We start from the raw sequence: 17452 nt of genomic DNA, 5'->3' as shown, positions 1-17452 counted from the left end.
TGACATCGACACCAGTTGAATATCCTGTGGCGGCTGATTAAGGTGAAGGCCCCAGTCAAGGAGAGACAAGATGGACATAGTGGTACTCGGTGGTGGCGTGGTCGGTGTGACCAGCGCCTGGTATCTGGCCAAGGCCGGTCACAAGGTGACCCTGCTGGAGCGGCGTGACGGGGTGGCCCTTGAAACCAGCCATGCCAACGCGGGTCAGATCTCCCCGGGTTATGCTTCCCCCTGGGCTGCCCCCGGCATTCCCCTCAAGGCCGCCAAATGGCTGCTGCAAAAGCACGCCCCCTTCACGGTGCGGCCCACCTCGGACCCCTTCCAGCTGCGCTGGATGCTGAAGATGTTCGCCAACTGCACGCCAGCAGCCTATGCAGTCAACAAGGGGCGCATGGTGCGGCTGGCCGAATACAGCCGCGACTGCATGAAGCAGTTGCGCGATGAGCTGGCGCTGGACTACGAGGGGCGCCAGCTCGGCACCCTGCAACTGTTTCGCAGTCAGGCCCAGCGCGATGCCAGCCAGCGCGACATCGCCGTGCTCGAAGAGTACGGCGTCCCCTATCAGTCTCTGAATGCCGACGGCTGCGAGGAGGTCGAGCCCGCCCTGGCAAGGGTGCGTGGCAAGGTGGTGGGGGGCCTGCGCCTGCCGGGGGACGAGACGGGGGATTGCTTCCGCTTCACCCAGGCCCTGGCTGACGAGGCCCGCAAGCTCGGGGTGAGCTTCGTCTTCAACTGCGCCATCGACGAGGTCGAGATCGCGAAGGGACGCGCCGTGGCGGTCCGTGCCGGCGAGCAGCGCTTCCAGGCCGACGCCATCGTCTGTGCCCTCGGCAGTTATGGCACCGGCTTCCTGCGCCCCCTCGGAATTGAGCTCCCCGTCTACCCGGTCAAGGGGTACTCCCTCACCCTGCCGATGACGGATGCCGAGGGCGCCCCGCGCAGCACCGTGCTGGACGAGACCTACAAGGTCGCCATCACCCGCTTCGACGAACGGATCCGGGTGGGCGGCATGGCCGAACTCTCGGGCTTCAACCTGGCGCTCAACCCCAGACGCCACGATACCCTGGCCATGGTGGTGAGGGATCTCTTCCCCCAGGGGGGAAATCTGGAGCAGGCCACCTTCTGGACCGGGCTGCGCCCCATGACGCCGGACGGCACGCCCCTGGTGGGCCCAAGTCCCATTCCCGGGCTCTGGCTCAATACCGGCCACGGCACCCTGGGCTGGACCATGGCGGCCGGCTCTGGCCGGTTGCTCAGCGATCTCATCTCGGGCAGCGCCCCCGCCATCAGCGACGAGGGGCTCACCCTGGCCCGCTACGGCTAGCCCGCTGGGCGCAATGCCAGATGCAAGAGAGGGAGTGCCCGGCACTCCCTCTCTTTATTCGTCCCTCTTCGCCGGAACTGGGCCAGCCGGTGCCAGCCCCGGCATCGACTGCCAGACCCGGGCGGGGTCAGGCTCCTCAATGGCCGCCATCATCAGCTGCTCGCTCCAGCGTCTATGGAGTTGCCACAGCGCGCTGCCCGCCTCCCCCTGCCCCTTGGTGCACTGCTTGGCCACGTCCGCGGTCCGGTAGAAGTAGCGCACCAGGGTGGTGAGCTCGGGCTCGGGCCAGCGGCAGCCAAAGTGGCGCAGCCGCTCGGACCAGAACGCAATCTGGCGTCCCTCGTGCTCCTGCTCGACCCCGTGCAGGGCGGGGATGAGATCCATCGCCTGCCACAGCGCCCCATACCCGACGAAGCGTTCATCCAGTGCCTCCAGCGCCTCGTCCAGCAGCAGCAGGGTCTGGGGCCAGCTGTCGGCCTGCTCGCGGATGCGCTCCTGCGCCTCGCACACCGCCGCCAGCCAGTCCATGGCCAGCCGGCAGATAATGGCCTCCTTGTTGGGGTAGAGATGGTAGAGCGACTTGATGCCCACCCCGGCGCGGGCGGCGATGGCATTGGTGTTGAGGGCCGCAAACCCCTGCTCCTGCAACAGGGCCAGGGTGGCCTGCTCGATGCGGCTCGCCACCTCCTGGCTGCGCAGTTGCCTGGGTTGGCGCCGCATGCAAAGTTCGGCCGGCAGCACGTGTTGTGACATTCTCTTCCCCCGATGCGGTGTCCGCCCCCAAGGGGCAACTGGTGTTCATAACTACATGATGAGACAAGGTAAACACAAGTCAAAAAAAGTGCAGTAATCGCTGGCATTTTTCAGAGTAGCTGCAATAACCATAGGTGCTCATATCTGCAGTAAGAACTGCAATTAACCCAAGGAGAGCGCGCAATGGATAGCAAACACCCCAATCTCAGGCTGGGCACCATCGCCCTGCTGCTAGGTGGCCTGCTCGGCTGCCAGCAAGACAACAGTGAGCCACCGCCCGGCAACACCCTCTATCTCAACGGCAAGATCCACACCCAGGATGGGCAACGCAGCCAGGCCGAGGCCATGGTGGTGCAAGGGGGCAAGTTCACTTACGTGGGCACTCGCGAAGGGGCCGAGGCCTTGAAAAACAGTGCGACCCAGGTGGTGGATCTGCAAGGCAAAATGGTGCTGCCGGGCCTGCACGACAACCACATCCACCTGCTCGGCACCGTGGCGCTGGACATGTGCGATCTGGACGGCCAGAGCGTCAACCTGGATCAGCTGGCGGCCAAGATCGGCGAGTGCCTGCCCCGCTACGCCCCGGCTCCCGGGGAGTGGCTGGTGGTCAACCAGTGGTCGCCCTATGACGGCAACACCCCCACCGCCACCCATGCCACCCTGCTGGCGGCCCTGGATGCGGCGGCGCCGAACAACCCCGTGATGCTGGCCGGGGTCGACGGCCATGCCGGCGGCTACAACTCCCAGGCGCTGGCGCAGGCACAGGACGAAGAGGGCAATGTGGTCGGCTTCAATGCCACCACCCTGGCTCCAGGCGGCGTGTTCGAGGCCTTCATCCCCTATGTGGATCTCGCAACCGGCGTGGTCCGGGACGCGGCCCGCAGCGCCATTGCGGTCCCCGACACCGGGGTGCTGAGCGCGGAGGGTGAACAGGCTGCGGCCCAGTATGACAAGATACTCCCCGCCATCTCCGAGCTGATGGCGTCCCGCGGCATCACGGGGGTGCAGGATGCCTGCGCCAACGACTTCATCCGGGGTCGGCTGCGCAAGATGCAGGACCAGGATCTGCTGCACATGCGCGTCACCGCCGCCACCTGCTTCAACCAGGATGACTACAGCGGCAAGCTGGACATTGACGGGCACCTGGCCAAGGCGAACCAGGTGCGCGACGCCTTCGCAGGCAACCCCCTCATCAAGGCCGATGCGGTCAAGATCTTCCTCGACGGCTTGCTGGAGGGGGATCCCTTCACCAGCCCCCCTTCCTGCCCAATGCCGGCATGCTGGAGAACTACCACAGTCCCCATCTGGCCCTGGATCCCGCCAGCGGCGAGGTGAGCATCACTGCGGACAGCGAGGATGCGGGCAGCAACGGCATAGTCAACTACAAGGAGGCGGATCTGACGCGCTACGTCACGGCACTGGATGGGGCCGGGTTTGGCATCCACATGCACAGCATCGGCGATCGCAGCACCCGGGTGGCCCTCAATGCCCTGGAGGCGGCCCGCGCCAGCAACGGGAACAGCGGCATCCCCCACACCCTGGCTCACCTGCAGGTGGTGCATCCGGACGATCAGAAACGCCTCGGCGAGCTTGGCCTCTACCTCACCTTCACCTATGCCTGGACCACGCCCCAGCTTGCCTACGACATGCTGGTCAGCCCCTTCATCCAGCCAACCAAGGCAGGGCAGTCCCTGAGCGAAGCCATCTACGACCCCATGGGCTATCTCCATGACGCCCTCTACCCGGTCGAGCGTTCGCGCCAGGCCGGCGCCGTGCTGGTGGCGGGCAGCGACGCCCCGGTGGACAGCCGGGACCCACGCCCGTTCGCGAACATGGCCGCCGGCATAGTGAAGGCGGCCGGCAGCGGCGACGACTTCCGGGCCAGTCAGCGCACCTCCCTTGCCGAGATGCTGGCCGCCTACACCATCAACGGCGCCAGGGCGGTCCGTCAGGGCGACATCACCGGCTCCATCGAGGCGGGCAAGTCGGCGGACTTCATCGTGCTGGACAGGGACCTGTTCGCCCTGGTCAAGGCCGGCACCCCGGAGCAGATCGCCGATGCTCGGGTCGAGCAGACGGTCTTCATGGGGCAGACCGTCTATCCCAGACCCTGAATGACACGGGCCCCGCAAGGGGCCCGTTTCTTATGGCTCATTCTTATGGCTCACAGGGGGCACCTCCTCCGCCAGCCCCGGCTGCAAAGCCAGGGTGAACAGGGCCGCCACCATGTCGGACTGGGTGATGATGCCCACCAGCTGCTCCCCCTCCACCACCGGCATGTGGTGCAGCCCCCCGTCGGAGAAGGCCTCCACCAGATCGTAGAGAGGCTGGTAGCGCCGCGCCGTCTGCACCTCCCGGGTCATCAGATCTACCACCTGCTGCTGTTCAAGGGCCTCCTTCGCCCTCGGCTGGCGACCCGCCCGGTCGATCATCAGGTCGTGCAGGGTGATGATGCCGACCAGCCTCTCCCCCTCATCCACCACCGGCAGCGCCTTGATCTGGTGGTGGGAGAGCAGATGCCACGCTTCCATGGCGAGCGCCTGTGGCGTCGTCACGACGAGATCCCGCGACATCACATCCTGGCAACGCACCGTCCCCACCCGCTCGCGCAGGGCGTGAAGCTGGGCCTCCTGCAGCAGCTCCTGCAAATCCTGGCGGCTGATGTCCAGCAGCTCCCCGTGTTTTTGCAGGGCAAAGTCGATGTCCTGGGTGGCGAGTCGGGCACTCGGCTGGGGATCCGCCGTCTGGTGGCGATTGGGCGCCGCCTTGCCGCCATGGGGATAACGACGCCCCAGGGCGCGGTTGTAGAGCAAGCCCAGACTCAGCAGCAACAGGGAGTTGAGCAGCACCGGCAGCAGCACGTAGCCGACCCCGAGCGCCCGGATCCCCTCGCCGCCGATGACGGCGGTCAGGGCCACGGCGCCGCCGGGCGGGTGCAGGCTGCGGGTGAGGAACATGGCGGCGATGGCCAGCATCACCGCCAGGGCCGAGGCGATAGCCATGTCCGGCACCAGGCTCGCACTCAATACCCCCATCAGGGCCGACACCCCGTTGCCCACAAGGATGGACCAGGGCTGGGCCAGGGGGCTGGCCGGGGCGGCAAACAGCAGCACGGCGGAGGCCCCCATGGGGGCGATGAGCCAGTGCACCTCGAGCCCCAACCCCCAGCGGCACAGCAAGGCGGTGCCGAGCAAGCCGATGAGGGCGCCAAGGGCGCCGTAACAACTCTCTTTGACGCTGGTATTGGTCGATACCGGCAAAAAATCCCTGAACTGCATGGTGCTCCCGCGGACGATAACATTTATTTCAAATGCGCAATTCTAGCCACTTTCCCCCGTCCCGCACCAGCCCCCCGCTCCGCCATGGCCATCATCCGCACGCGTTTTCCCTTCTTAACATTGTCTTAAGAGTCCGCTGGCACCCTTTACGCCATCCCAACACTGGAGCCCAACGGTATGACTCACCTCAACGATGCCCTGCGCCGCTTCGACGGCCAACGCCGGGTCTGGACGGCGGGACTGGAGCGAACCCTGCTCGGCTGGCTTGCCAGTCGCAGCGCATTGCCGCCCTCTTCGCAGGCACCCCGCCGGATCCTGGTCATTCGCAGCACCAACCGCATCGGCAACAACCTCTTCCTGCTGCCCTTCCTGCACCAGCTTCATCGCGCCCATCCCCACGCCGAGCTGGAGCTGGTGTGCAGCCCCACCGCCCTGCTCCCCTTCCTGGCCGATCTGCCCCTGCGGCACATTCATCAGATCCGGTTGCAGGGCAGACACCTGCCGGGCGCCCTCTCGGCACTCTCGTGTCTGCGCCGCCAACACTACGACAGGGTCTACGTCCCCTTCGCCTCCAGTACGGATCACTTCATCGCCGCCTGGGTACAGGCCCGTGAGAAATGCGGCTTCGACGATGGCCACGGGGATCTCATCTTCCCGCGTCCGCGGGCTGCGGACAGTGAGTGCCACTACGCCCACCAGCCCCTGCAACTGCTCGGCATACCGGGCAATCCGGCCGAACCCATTCCCCTTGGCAGCCTGTTGCAGGGGCCAAGCCCGGCCTTGAGTGCGCTGCGACGAGCCCATCCTGGCCGTCCCCTGATCGGCTTTTTCACCGGCGCCCGCAAGGGCAAGGGGCTCTCCCAGCCCCAGTGGCAGCGGTTGCTTGGGGATCTGCGCCGTCACAGCCCGGATGCCCTGCTGATCCAGCTCGCGGATCCCGCCGCCCCCGAGCACCTGCTCGGGGACGTGCACGTTTCCCTTGGCAACATGGGGGAGCTGGCCCGCTTCACGGGCGGCCTCTCCCTCTTCGTCAGCGCCGACACCGGTCCCCTGCACCTGGCTGCCGCCAGCGGTGTGCCCTGTCTTGGCCTCTTTACCCAGACCGACCCCGCCCGCTACGGGTGCCTGGGTGCCCAGCACCTCAATCTGGTGATCGAGGATCGCAATGCCATCCCCCTCGACCAACAGTGGCTGGCCGAGGCGCTCGCAAGCGCCCCTCACCCGGTGACGATGTCGGTTTCCCCCACCCGCTACCAGCCCGCCTCCCACCCCGCCCTGATCCCCCTCTAGGGAGCGGCCATGCAAAAAAGAGGGAAGGCTGTCGCCTTCCCTCTCTCGTCTTGGTGACACTCACCGGGCGCTCGTCCGGGTGAATGGAAGCCCTCAGGCCAGCTCGGCGCGCAGCGCCCGGGTCGCATCGACCATCACCTTCAGGGCTGCGGTGGTCTCTTCCCAGCCGCGGGTCTTGAGGCCGCAGTCCGGGTTCACCCAGAGCCGGTCTGCCGGGATTTGTTGTGCAGCCTTGCGGATGAGGTCTTCAATCCAGCCCTGGCTCGGTACGTTCGGCGAGTGGATGTCGTAGACGCCCGGGCCGATCTCGTTGGGGTAGTTGAAGCGCTCGAACGCTTCGAGCAACTGCATCTGGCTGCGGCTCGTCTCGATGGTGATCACATCCGCGTCCAGCGCCGCCACCGCCTCGATGATGAGGTTGAAGTCGCTGTAACACATGTGGGTGTGGATCTGGGTGCTGTCCACCACCGGGCTTGCGCTCAGGCGGAAGGCGCGCACCGCCCAGTCGAGATAGGCCTGGTGATCCTGCTTGCGCAGGGGCAGCCCTTCGCGGATCGCCGGCTCGTCGATCTGGATGATCTTGATGCCGGCGGCTTCCAAGTCAGCCACCTCATCGCGAATGGCCAGGCCAATCTGCAGGGCGGACTGCTCGCGGCTCACGTCTTCCCGCGGGAAGGACCAGCAGAGAATGGTCACGGGGCCGGTCAGCATGCCCTTCACCGGCTTGTCGGTCAGGCTCTGGGCAAACTTCGTCCACTCAAGGGTCATGGGGGTCGGACGGTCGATGTCACGGGTGATCACCGGCGGCTTCACGCAGCGGGAGCCATAGCTCTGTACCCAGCCAAAGCGGGTGATGGCAAAGCCGTCCAGCAGCTCCCCGAAATACTCCACCATGTCGTTGCGCTCGGCCTCGCCGTGCACCAGCACGTCCAGCCCGATGGCCTCCTGGCGCTCAATCGCGTCCTTGATCTGGGCCTGGATGCCCGCCTCGTAAGCCTGGTCATCGATGCGCCCGGCACGCCAATCCTGACGCAGCACCCGGATTTCCGAGGTCTGCGGGAAGGAGCCGATGGTGGTGGTGGGCAGGAGCGGCAGCTTCAGATCCGAGCGCTGCGCGTCGGCACGCACCGGGTAGGCGCTCTGGCGATCGAAGTCACTGTTGGTCAGGCTGGCGAGTCGTGACTGCACCGCCTTCTTGTGAACCCGGCTGTCAGACTCCCGATCCACGATGGGCTGGCTGTAAGCCTCGATTTTGTCCAGGGCGCCGCCGTCCAGGTAGTCGGACAGCAGCCCCAGCTCATAGCACTTTTGCAGGGCGAAGGCGAACCAGCTGCGGGTCTGGGGATCCAGCTCGTGCTCCAGGGTCAAATCCACCGGGCTGTGCAGCAAGGAACAGGAGGAGGCCACCCAGAGGCGCTCGCCAAGCTTTTCTTTCAAGGCCTTGAGGGTCGGCGCCAGCTTGGCCAGGTTGGCACGCCAGACGTTGCGGCCGTTGATGACACCCGCCGAGAGTACCCACTGGGCCGGCAGGTGCGGGACCAGGGTCTCGAGCTGCTCGGGGGCAGCCACCAGATCCAGGTGCAGGCCGTCCACCTTCAGACTGGTGATGATGTCCCGCTGATGGGCCACGGACCCGAAGTAGGTGGTGAGCAGCAGCTTGCAGGGGCCGCTCAGGCGCTCATATGCCTTGAGGTAGGCCAGGCGCCACTCGTCCGGCAGGTCCAGCGCCAGGGCTGGCTCGTCGATTTGCACCCACTCCACCCCCTGGGCCGCCAGTTTGGCCAGGATCTCCTGGTAGACGATCAGCAGGCGATCCAGCAGTTCGAGGCGGGAGAAGCCGCTCTCTTTCTCCTTGCCAAGCCACAGGTAGGAGACAGGGCCCAGCAACACCGCCTTGACCGGCAGCCCAAGGGCCTTGGCCTCTTCCACCTCGTCAAAGAGCTGGCTCCAGCCCAGCTTGAAGCGCTGGTCACGGTAAAATTCCGGCACCAGGTAGTGGTAGTTGGTGTTGAACCACTTGGTCATCTCGGCAGCGGCCGCCGCCGGGCCGGTCGGCGCACGGCCACGGGCCACCCGGAACAGGGTGTCGAGGTCGGTGTCGCCGTGGCGGTGACGGGCAGGCACGGCGTCCACCAGCAGGCTGGTACCCAACACCTGATCGTACCAGGCAAAATCCCCCACCGGCAGCAGGTTGACCCCGGCGGTACGCTGGGCCTGCCAGTGGCGCTCACGCAGGCTCTTGCCCACGGCGACCAGCTCGGCCTGGGTGGTTTCGCCACGCCAGTAGGATTCGAGGGCAAATTTCAGTTCGCGCTTGGCGCCGATACGGGGAAAGCCCAGGGTGTGTGCGCAGGTCATAGGTTCCATTCCTTATGCTCGTTTATCTGATGAGGATCTGGATTGTTTGGCCATCCAGATGTTTACACATCCAAAATGACAAGATAAGGTGACCTTGGCTATTGAATCCTCTTCAACTGGCTCTCAAGAATTTCTCAACTGACGCACAAAGGAGCAGTGCCATGGTCGCGCCCACCCCATCCAGCCCCCCTCAGAGCAGCAATCTGGGCATCGATCTCAAACACCTGAAGACCATCAGCGCCCTCGCCGAGCAAGGGTCCCTGGCCGGGGCCGCACTCACCCTCAACCTCACCCAGTCCGCCCTCTCCCACCAGCTCAAGGAGCTGGAGACCCGCCTCAATCTGGAGCTGTTTCTTCGAAAAAGCCGCCCTCTGGTGCTGACGGCGGCAGGCCAGCATCTGCTGGCCCTGGCCCGTCAGGTGCTGCCCGCCCTGGCCCAGACCGAGCGCCAGCTGGTCGCCCTGCACAGCGGCGAGGCGGGCAGGCTGCATCTGGCCCTCGATTGCCACAGCTGCATCCAGTGGCTGCTCCCGCTGTTGCCGGACTTTCGCCGCCAGTGGCCCGGCGTAGATCTGGAGGTGGAGTCGGTGCCGGGTTTCGATGCCATCAGTGCCCTGCTTGGCGGCCAGCTCGACCTGCTGCTCACCTCGGATGTGCAGGCCCGCGGGGATCTTCATTTCGAGCCGCTGTTCGCCTTCGATCTCACCCTGGTGATGGCGCCGGATCACCCCCTCTGCCAGCAGCGGCGCATCGCACCGGACGATCTGCGACCGGAGGTGCTGTTGGTCTACCCGGTGGAGCGGGCGCGCATGGACGTGTTCAGCCGTTTCCTGCAACCGGCCGGGGTGGAGCCCGCCCGTTGCAAACCGGTGGACAACACCTCGGTCATGCTGCAGATGGCCGCCGCCGGGCTCGGGCTCGCCGCCCTGCCCCGCTGGGCCAGCGAGGAGTTCGTGCGCCAGGGCCTGCTTGAGGCGCGCCCTCTCGGGGAGGGCATTCGCCGCCACATGTATGGCGCCGTGCGCGCCGCCGACAAAGATCAGGCCTGCCTGCAGAGCCTGTTCGAGCGCATTCGCACCCGGATGGCGGCCCAGTAAGCCGGGCACAAAAAAGCCGCCAGGATCAGGCGGCTTTCACCACGGGTTGCCCGCGCAGACGAAGAGTCGGGTATCAGCATTCATCACCCCTCGCCCCACCCAGCCTTCGCGGGCAGTTGCCACACAGTTCCCCATCCCGGCGCTTGTAGTGCAGGCAGCAGCGCTGGCGCACATAGCCCGGGAAGGCCTCGTCCCGGGGCAGGCCTGCTTCGCACCAGCCCGTCAGATGTGCCGACGGCAGGCCACAGGATTCAAGCCAGAGGGGAGCATGGGACCTCACCTCCTCCCGACTCACCTCCCCGAAGAAATCGGGCACCCGCACCAGGGCCGCCAGCAGATCGTCCGCCAGGAGCGGGCGCACGAAACCGGGGCGCAGCCGCTGCGCCGTCCCAAGGAGGGTGAACTGCCCCTGCCAGTGCGCCTGGAGTCGCTCCCCGGCCGTCTTGATCAACACGCCGACCTCCCCTTTGATCATGGGCTCGGCCGGCAGGGTAAAGCCCGACACCACGCCGGCCTCATGCCCCTGTCCCAGCCTGTCGAGGGCAGGCACGGCCTGATGGCGGTAGACGGCCACCATGGCGAGATAGATGGATTGCCAGCAGAGCATGCCCCAGCTGCGGGTGAGCCAGTAGGCGGGTCCCGCCTCCGGGTGTGCCTGCTGCCAGTGCGCATGGAGGGCTGCGGCCACCTCGGCCGACGTCGCTCCGGTGGCATCCGTCAGTGGCGGACGCACGTCACCGGCCGCCACCAGGTTCCCCTTGAGGGACGGGATCAGGCTGGCCGCCGCCGCGAACAGGGCCTGGTGATCCGAGACGAGGGCGCGTTCCGCGTCCGCTTTTTCCCGGCCAAGGCCGTGCTCCCGACCAAGGCTGCGCGGCACACCGCGCGCCCTCTCCTCGCCCATTCGTTGAAAGGGCCCCGGGCGCGTGCCGGGGCGCAAGGTCAGAATGCGTATTTGAGTCGCGCCTCCACGCTTCGTTCGGCCCCGAACCAGCAGTTGTTCTGGTCGTAGCAGGAGTAGTAGGTCTTGTTGAACAGGTTGCTGGCGCCAAGCGATACCCCTACCCCTTTCAGGCTTGCGCTGAGGGCGGCGAGATCGTAGGAGGCGGACATATCCATCAGGAGGTAGTCCGGTACCTTGTCGGTGTTGGCGGCATCCATCTCGGCCTCCCCCACGTAGCGCAGGCCGGCGCCCACTCGCATCCCCTCGAGGTTGCCGCCGGGGTAGTAGTTGCTCCACAGCGACGCCATCTGTCTGGGGACCCAGACCGGCGTCTTGCCCTGCAGCGTGGTGGTGTCACGCGTGATCTCCATGCCCATCAGGGTGTAGTTGAGGGCCAGATCCAGCTGGCTGGTGAGATCGGCTCTCCCCTCAAGCTCGATGCCCCTGGAGACCGTCTCCCCGGTCTGCAGCTTGGGCCCGTAGACATTGTCCGGATCCGTCACCAGGGCGTTCTTCTTGGTGATGTGGAACGCCGACAGGGTCGCCGTCTTGCTCATGTCGTCGGAGAGGAACTTGACGCCCCCTTCCCACTGATGGCCGGTCGCCGGTTTGAACGCCTGGCCCTGCTTGTCCGCCCCCGGCACCGGCTCGAAACTCTCGGCATAGCTCGCATAGGGGGAGAAGCCGCCATCCAGCTCATAGAGGGCGCCGACACGGAAGGAGAGGTTGTCCTGATCGAGGTGGGCCAGGGACTGGCTGTCCGCCCCCTGATAGAGGGTCCGGCTGTCGGTGTCCATCCGGTAGCGGTCGTAGCGGGCGCCGCCGATGGCCACCAGTCGATCGAGGCGCACCTGATCCTGCAGATAGACGCCGGTCTGGGACTGACGGATCACCTTTTTATCCTGGTAATTGAAAGTGAGTGCCTCTGGGACTATCTGGCTATGGTTCGGGTTGAAAATGTCGATGCTGGGCGCCGAGTAGTCGAGGGTATCCCGGTAGAGGATATGGGCATCCAGGTACTGGTAATCGACCCCAAGCAGCAGGTTGTGCTGGGCAGAGCCCGTCTGTACCTTGCCCGCCAGCTGGTTGTCGATGACAACGCCGCGAGAGTCTTCATCGGTGAGATAGGCGTTGCGGGCCAGGGTGCGGTTGTCCGCCGCCAGGGCCGCGTTGTAGGTGTTGCGCTGATAGGCGGACGCATCCATGTAGCGGGCATTTTGCAGCACCTGCCAGCGCTCGTTGAAGTCGTGGCTCAGCTTGTAGCCCAGCAGGGTCACGTCCCGGTTGTACTCGTTCCAGTTCTCGTCGCCAAGGAAGGTGTCGCTGCCAAGCTGCCCCAGGGGGTTGGACTTGGCCGAGCCGCTGGCGGGCACAGTGGTGTAGATGCCGGCCTCGGGATCCTTCTGGTAGTAAAGGTTGAGGTTCAGCAGGGTGCGCTCGCCGAGCTGCCAGTCCAGGGACGGCGCAAAGACGTAGCGCTCCTCCTTCGAGGTCACCGCCTGGCCATCCTTCTCCCGGGCCAGCCCCACCAGCCGATAGGCGACCTGCTCGTTGATGACACCGGTGCTGTCGAGGGTCATCTCCTTGAGGGTGCCCGTGCCGGTCGCCACGCTCACGTTGTGCTTGCTCTCCCGCTGGGGGCGCTTGGCGATGAGGTTGACCATGCCGCCGGGGGGCATGCTGCCATAGAGCACCGATGTCGGCCCCTTGAACACCTCCAGCTGCTCGATGGCCACCGGATCTATCTGGGGTTGCAGGTTCCAGTCGTTGTACTGGAGCAGCAGGCCGTCATAGAAGTTCTGGTAGTTGTCAAAGCCACGGATGTTGAACAGATCCAGCCGGTTGACCGCCCCGCCCCGCAGCTCGGTGTTGACGCCGGGCACGTAGCGCAGCGCCTCGCTCACCGAGCTGACACCGCGCAGCGACAGGGTCTCCCCATCCACCACCGAGATGGCCTGGGGCGTCTCGATGGGGTCGAGCCGGGTCTTGGTCGCGGTGTTGCGATAGGTCTGGCCGAGTACGGTCAGGGTCTCGTCGGCGGTGGCCGTATCCTGGCTTTCGGGCGCGGCGGCCTGTACAGAGCCTGCAAGCAGGGTGGAGATGGTCACGGCGACCAGGGTCAAAGGGGGGTGAACAAGCTGCATCTGAATCCTCGATTACTTACTGCGTGTGAATAGTAACAAATATCATTTGCATTTTATTGTTCTATTTTGCCCCGATATTAACAATTTGGGGCATGTTGGCGCGGCAGCGGGGAAAGCGAGGGTGGCAGGCATGCCATCTGCTATCGGAGGCAACATGGCGACGCCGTCGAGGCTCTCAGAGAACACCCATCATGGCCGCCTGATGAAGGACACCGCCTTCACTTGCACAGCCAATTAGAAAGTAACCATCACATATTCAGAACATGGCGGCATTTTCACCACCATATTTACACTCATCTGACAAGTATGGTCGTGTGTGCCCTCCCCTTGTTGATCCTGGTCAATCGCTATTGATAAATGAGGCGATAGCATACCCACCCTTTTATCAGCCCTGATTGAGACAATACCAAGCCATCCGGCGATCGCACCCTGCTGGTGGAGCTGGACGGCTTCCACATCTTCGGCGCCTTGCAGGCCGTGATGGGGGAGGACAACCTCTTCTTCCTCCTCGGGGACCAGGCCCTCGATGGCCACGGCAGGACCCTGCCAGCAGCCCGCCTGCTGGAAGGGGGACAACGTCTGCAACAGAGCGATCCCACCGCTCATCCCTATCGCCTGGTGGCGCTCAACGGTTACAAGGAAGTGCTGGCGTTTGCCTGGGCGTACAACCAGGAGAACCTGCTTGCCGCCCCTGTGCTGGCGCTGTTGCTGGGGCTGCTCACCTTCTATCTGAGGGGGCGCAGCGGCTCCCCTCGCAGCGAGCTTGCCAGAGCCATGGCGGCCCGGGAGTTCATCCCCCATCTGCAACCCGTGATGGACAGGCAGGGACGCCTGCGCGGTTGTGAAGTGCTGATGCGCTGGCGTCATCCCACACAAGGGATGATTGCCCCCAACCACTTCATCCCCCTCGCGGAGGAGTGCGGCTACATAGTGCCGATGACTCGCCAGTTGATGGCCCAGACCCGGGATTATCTGCTCGAGGTAGCCGACAGGCTGCCCCCCGGCTTTCACGTCGCCGTCAATGTCTGCGCCCAGCACTTCAAAAACCGGGACATCGTCGCCGAGTGCCGCGACTTTCTCCGCGCCTTCCCGGGTCAGGATCTGCGTCTGGTGCTCGAGGTGACGGAGCGGGAGATGGTGGATGCGGACGAGCAGACCCGCGCCATCTTCGATGCCCTGGACGAGCTGGGCGTGCTCATCGCCATCGATGACTTTGGCACCGGCCACTCCAGCCTCTGCTATCTGCAGATGTTCCATGTGGACATCATCAAAATCGATCGCAGCTTTATCAAGGGAATGAAAGAGGAAGGCCCCTCCCGCCATATCGTCGAAAACATCCTGGATCTTGCCCATCGCATGGGGCTGGCTCTGGTCGCCGAGGGGGTGGAGACTCAGGAGCAGGTCGAAATGGCACGCCATTATGGCATCGACTACCTGCAGGGCTTCTACTTCGCCAAGCCGCTGCCACCGGCCCAGTTCACTGATCTCCTGGCCAGCGCCACACGCCCGGAGCCATCCCGGCGCCATGCCGGGGTGAGACTCCTTCCCTAACGGGGGCGACGGGCAGCCAGTACTCCATGGTGGCGTCGGGCTGCTGGCCGTCAAAGCCGGGGGCATAGCGCTCCAGCTCGAAACCGTCCAGCCCTCGGTATGCCGACTCCGGCAGCCAGTGCAGGATGAACCAGTGCAGACTCTCCCCCAGTTGGGCAATGGGTCCTTTGTGGGTGAGCACGGCATACTCCGGGGCCGGCACGTTGAGACTCGACAGGCCGGGGGGCGTAGGCGCCGTCGTGGCCACTCCGGCCCAGTAAGGCAGCCGCTCCCCTGCCCCCGACACATCCACCACCCCCAGCCATTCCCTCGACAAGCCCAGCGCCCCCGTCTCGCGCAGCGCTCGCCAGATGGCGGGCACCGTCTGCTGAAAATCCGGTGAGGCATCGAACAACCCCCGGATCGTGCCCCTGACCCCCTGCAAGGTGAACGCCGGCAGGCTCTCTATGCGCACCTGCACCAGGTTGGGAGAGGCAGAGCGGGGGACCGCCGCCCGCACCAGGGGCGTACGCAGCCCCAGCCGCAGGCCCCGCTTGCGATACGCCAGCGGCGAGCAGCCAAATTGCTGTTTGAAGGCACGGCTGAAACTCACTTCCGAGCCAAACCCGTGATCCAGCGCCACATCCAGCACCCGCAGCCGGGTGGAGAGCAGCGCCTCCGCCGCCATGCTCAGCTTCAGCTCGCGCACATAGTGAGCCACCGTCTGGCCCGTCTCATGCAGGAATACCCGTTGCAACTGCCAGCGGGACCAGCAGCTCTGCCGGGCCAGCACCTCCAGGGAGAGCGGCTGATCCAGATTGGCATGGATATAGTCGAGCACTCGCTCGATCCGGGTGAGGTGGGCGCGCGCCTCGGGTGCCGGCTCACGGAGTGGGTGGAGAGAAGTCGGTGTCATGATGCGCTTGAGACCACGCCAGCAGAGGGCGCTCTGGCCCGGGAGGGCCACATTAAACAGGGGTGTCGCGCCGACCGCAAGGCTGGCGCACCGCCTGGCTATTCATCCCGCCTCGCTCAAGGTAGACGGCTCTGGCCATGCTCGGCAAAGTGGCTGCGAAGGGCGCTGATCACCCGCCGCACCTTCTCCGGGATCTCCCGCTGGGGGGTGATGGCATGGATCTCCATGGGAGGGGCCAAAAAGCCTGGCAGCAGCACGAGTAACCGACCGGTTGCGAGATCTTCTTCTATTTCACCTTCCGGTTGCAGCGAAATCCCCTGCCCTGCCAGGGTGAACTGGCGCAGGGGCAAGACGTTGTTGCACAGCACCCTGGGCTTGGGCTTGATCTTGTGGGCCTCCCCCTTCTCGTCCAACAGCAGTATCCCGCCCCCCAGCATGTCCGAGGCCAGCCAGTCGTGGGCCAGCAGATCTGCCGGGCTGCGCGGCGTGCCCTTGCGTGCCAGATAGGCGGGCGAGGCACACAGCAGCATCCGGGTCTGACCCAGCCTGCGCGCCACCAGGGTGGAATCTTCAAGCGTGCCGACCCGCAGCGCCACGTCGATGCGATCCTTGATGAGATCCCGCTTCTCGTCGTCGGCAATGATCTGGATGCCCAGGCCCGGGTGCGCCTGCAGCAGCGGCGAGAGCGCCCGCGCCAGGGGCTGGCCGGCCATCCCCACCGGCGCGGTGATCCGCACTTCTCCGAGCAGGCTGTCGCGCACCTCCGAGAGGCGCAGCTCGGTGTCGTTCAGGGTCTGCTGCAACGACTGGCACCCCTGCCACACCACCTCCCCCGCTTCGGTCAGGCTGAGGCGGCGGGTGGAGCGGTGCAGCAGGGGCAGGCCGAGCTGGCTCTCCAGTTGACTGATATGCTGGCTGACGGCGGACGGGGTCATGCCGAGGGCCTTGGCGGCGCCGGTCATGCTGCCCGCCTCCACCACGGCCGCGAAGATGGCGTAGCGTCTGAGCTGATCCATTATGAAGCCCTGCTTACAAGTGAATGCAATTTTAAGTGGATTATTAAATCACACTCGGGGGCGTAGGATAGCCCCATTCCCACAGTGAAGGAGAATTCCCATGAAGATTGCCCTCATCGGTGCCAGCGGTTTTGTCGGTTCAGCCATCCTCCAGGAGGCCGTCAGCCGCGGTCATCAGGTCACCGCCATCGTGCGTGACGTGAGCAAGGTCGCCGCCCATCCCCTGGTCACCGCCGTGGCGGTGGACGCCCAGGACAGCCAGGCACTGGCCAAGGTGCTCAAGGGGCACGATCGGGTGATCAGTGCCTACAACCCGGGCTGGAGTGCCCCGGACATCTACGATCAGTACCTCAAGGGGGCCAGCGCCATCGTGGCCGCCGCCGTCGCGGCCAACAGCTGGCTGCTGGTGGTCGGCGGTGCCGGCAGTCTGGAAATCGCCCCGGGCGTGCAGCTGGTGGACACCCCGGAGTTCCCGGCAGAGTGGAAGCAAGGGGCCCTCGCGGCCCGGGATGGTCTCACCGCCCTTCGCCGGGAAACCACCCTCGACTGGCGTTTCGTCTCCCCACCGGTGTTCCTCGCACCCGGCGAGAAGCGCAGCGGTTACCGCCTTGGCACGGATCAGGTGCTGTTCAGCGGCGAGCAGCCCGCCGGGATCACGGTCGGCGATCTGGCGGACGGGGTGCTGAACGAGGTGCAAGCACCGGCTCACCTGCGCCAGCGTTTCACCCTGGGGTATTGAGGAAAGGTGCGCCAGCAACCCTTCCCATGACAGTCACACGGAGGGAGGCGGATGCCTCCCTCCG

12 protein-coding genes and 1 pseudogene are annotated in these 17452 nt (G+C 65.4%); 6 read left to right on the top strand and 7 right to left on the bottom strand.

Annotated elements, in window-relative coordinates; all coding sequences use genetic code 11:
• Nucleotides 1–70: 70 nt before the first annotated feature.
• Entirely contained in the window at nucleotides 71–1324 is a 1254-nt protein-coding gene (locus tag AB5Y54_RS00475) for a D-amino acid dehydrogenase (RefSeq protein ID WP_201996974.1), read from the top strand.
• A gap of 54 nt (nucleotides 1325–1378) precedes the next feature.
• On the opposite strand, the gene AB5Y54_RS00470 is transcribed toward AB5Y54_RS00475, so the two are convergent.
• Nucleotides 1379–2077, bottom strand: a complete 699-nt coding sequence (locus AB5Y54_RS00470) for a TetR/AcrR family transcriptional regulator (RefSeq protein ID WP_199767332.1) — start codon at nucleotides 2075–2077, stop codon at nucleotides 1379–1381.
• A 183-nt stretch (nucleotides 2078–2260) separates the two neighbouring features.
• Between AB5Y54_RS00470 and AB5Y54_RS00465 the strand changes: the two are divergent.
• Nucleotides 2261–4191 (top strand): annotated as a pseudogene (locus AB5Y54_RS00465) (amidohydrolase).
• A gap of 30 nt (nucleotides 4192–4221) precedes the next feature.
• On the opposite strand, the gene AB5Y54_RS00460 reads toward AB5Y54_RS00465, so the two are convergent.
• Complete coding sequence (locus tag AB5Y54_RS00460) at nucleotides 4222–5355, bottom strand: HPP family protein (RefSeq protein ID WP_368153066.1); 1134 nt, start codon at nucleotides 5353–5355, stop codon at nucleotides 4222–4224.
• 177 nt (nucleotides 5356–5532) lie between these two features.
• Between AB5Y54_RS00460 and AB5Y54_RS00455 the strand changes: the two genes are divergently transcribed.
• Complete coding sequence (locus AB5Y54_RS00455) at nucleotides 5533–6645, top strand: glycosyltransferase family 9 protein (RefSeq protein ID WP_368153064.1); 1113 nt, start codon at nucleotides 5533–5535, stop codon at nucleotides 6643–6645.
• A 93-nt stretch (nucleotides 6646–6738) separates the two neighbouring features.
• Here AB5Y54_RS00455 and metE read toward each other — a convergent pair whose 3' ends face one another.
• A complete protein-coding gene (gene metE, locus AB5Y54_RS00450) occupies nucleotides 6739–9003 on the bottom strand; it encodes a 5-methyltetrahydropteroyltriglutamate--homocysteine S-methyltransferase (RefSeq protein WP_160839232.1) in 2265 nt (754 codons plus the stop codon).
• A 161-nt stretch (nucleotides 9004–9164) separates the two neighbouring features.
• Here metE and AB5Y54_RS00445 point away from each other — a divergent pair, with 161 nt between their 5' ends.
• Nucleotides 9165–10100 (top strand): LysR substrate-binding domain-containing protein, encoded by a 936-nt coding sequence (locus AB5Y54_RS00445; protein ID WP_039041273.1) that lies wholly within the window; start codon nucleotides 9165–9167, stop codon nucleotides 10098–10100.
• Between the two features lie 73 nt (nucleotides 10101–10173).
• Here AB5Y54_RS00445 and AB5Y54_RS00440 read toward each other — a convergent pair whose 3' ends face one another.
• Both AB5Y54_RS00440 and AB5Y54_RS00435 read right to left on the bottom strand, forming a co-directional pair.
• Nucleotides 10174–10896: a siderophore ferric iron reductase gene (locus tag AB5Y54_RS00440; RefSeq protein ID WP_368153111.1), complete on the bottom strand. Its 723-nt coding sequence runs from the start codon at nucleotides 10894–10896 to the stop codon at nucleotides 10174–10176.
• A gap of 146 nt (nucleotides 10897–11042) precedes the next feature.
• Entirely contained in the window at nucleotides 11043–13187 is a 2145-nt protein-coding gene (locus AB5Y54_RS00435; protein ID WP_368153061.1) for a TonB-dependent siderophore receptor, read from the bottom strand.
• A 435-nt stretch (nucleotides 13188–13622) separates the two neighbouring features.
• Between AB5Y54_RS00435 and AB5Y54_RS00430 the strand changes: the two genes are divergently transcribed.
• Nucleotides 13623–14738, top strand: a complete 1116-nt coding sequence (locus AB5Y54_RS00430) for an EAL domain-containing protein (protein ID WP_201985371.1) — start codon at nucleotides 13623–13625, stop codon at nucleotides 14736–14738.
• On the opposite strand, the gene AB5Y54_RS00425 is transcribed toward AB5Y54_RS00430, so the two are convergent.
• Together AB5Y54_RS00425 and AB5Y54_RS00420 are read right to left on the bottom strand one after the other, a co-directional pair.
• Nucleotides 14665–15633 (bottom strand): AraC family transcriptional regulator, encoded by a 969-nt coding sequence (locus AB5Y54_RS00425; RefSeq protein ID WP_324033975.1) that lies wholly within the window; start codon nucleotides 15631–15633, stop codon nucleotides 14665–14667. The two genes, AB5Y54_RS00430 and AB5Y54_RS00425, sit on opposite strands and share 74 nt — an antisense overlap.
• 116 nt (nucleotides 15634–15749) lie before the next feature.
• Nucleotides 15750–16649, bottom strand: coding sequence for a LysR family transcriptional regulator (locus AB5Y54_RS00420; protein WP_042016607.1), 900 nt, complete (start codon nucleotides 16647–16649; stop codon nucleotides 15750–15752).
• A 100-nt stretch (nucleotides 16650–16749) separates the two neighbouring features.
• On the opposite strand from AB5Y54_RS00420, the gene AB5Y54_RS00415 reads away from it, so the two are divergent.
• Nucleotides 16750–17388 carry an NAD(P)-dependent oxidoreductase gene (locus AB5Y54_RS00415; protein ID WP_368153058.1) on the top strand — a complete coding sequence of 213 codons (639 nt, stop codon included), beginning with the start codon at nucleotides 16750–16752 and terminating at the stop codon, nucleotides 17386–17388.
• The last annotated feature ends 64 nt before the right edge of the window (nucleotides 17389–17452 follow it).

Source organism: Aeromonas sp. s9, assembly GCF_040907765.1.
Taxonomy (GTDB): Bacteria; Pseudomonadota; Gammaproteobacteria; order Enterobacterales; family Aeromonadaceae; genus Aeromonas; species Aeromonas caviae.
The sequence above is the reverse complement of the archived record's forward strand: the minus strand, read 5'-3'. Positions and strand labels throughout refer to the sequence as shown.

Coding starts and splice junctions, on each gene's coding strand:
- AB5Y54_RS00445 (WP_039041273.1), top strand. CDS start 9,165: ATGGTCGCGCCCACCCCATCCAGCCCCCCTCAGAGCAGCAATCTGGGC.
- AB5Y54_RS00470 (WP_199767332.1), bottom strand. CDS start 2,077: ATGTCACAACACGTGCTGCCGGCCGAACTTTGCATGCGGCGCCAACCC.
- AB5Y54_RS00475 (WP_201996974.1), top strand. CDS start 71: ATGGACATAGTGGTACTCGGTGGTGGCGTGGTCGGTGTGACCAGCGCC.
- AB5Y54_RS00460 (WP_368153066.1), bottom strand. CDS start 5,355: ATGCAGTTCAGGGATTTTTTGCCGGTATCGACCAATACCAGCGTCAAA.
- metE (WP_160839232.1), bottom strand. CDS start 9,003: ATGACCTGCGCACACACCCTGGGCTTTCCCCGTATCGGCGCCAAGCGC.
- AB5Y54_RS00455 (WP_368153064.1), top strand. CDS start 5,533: ATGACTCACCTCAACGATGCCCTGCGCCGCTTCGACGGCCAACGCCGG.
- AB5Y54_RS00435 (WP_368153061.1), bottom strand. CDS start 13,187: ATGCAGCTTGTTCACCCCCCTTTGACCCTGGTCGCCGTGACCATCTCC.
- AB5Y54_RS00415 (WP_368153058.1), top strand. CDS start 16,750: ATGAAGATTGCCCTCATCGGTGCCAGCGGTTTTGTCGGTTCAGCCATC.
- AB5Y54_RS00425 (WP_324033975.1), bottom strand. CDS start 15,633: ATGACACCGACTTCTCTCCACCCACTCCGTGAGCCGGCACCCGAGGCG.
- AB5Y54_RS00420 (WP_042016607.1), bottom strand. CDS start 16,649: ATGGATCAGCTCAGACGCTACGCCATCTTCGCGGCCGTGGTGGAGGCG.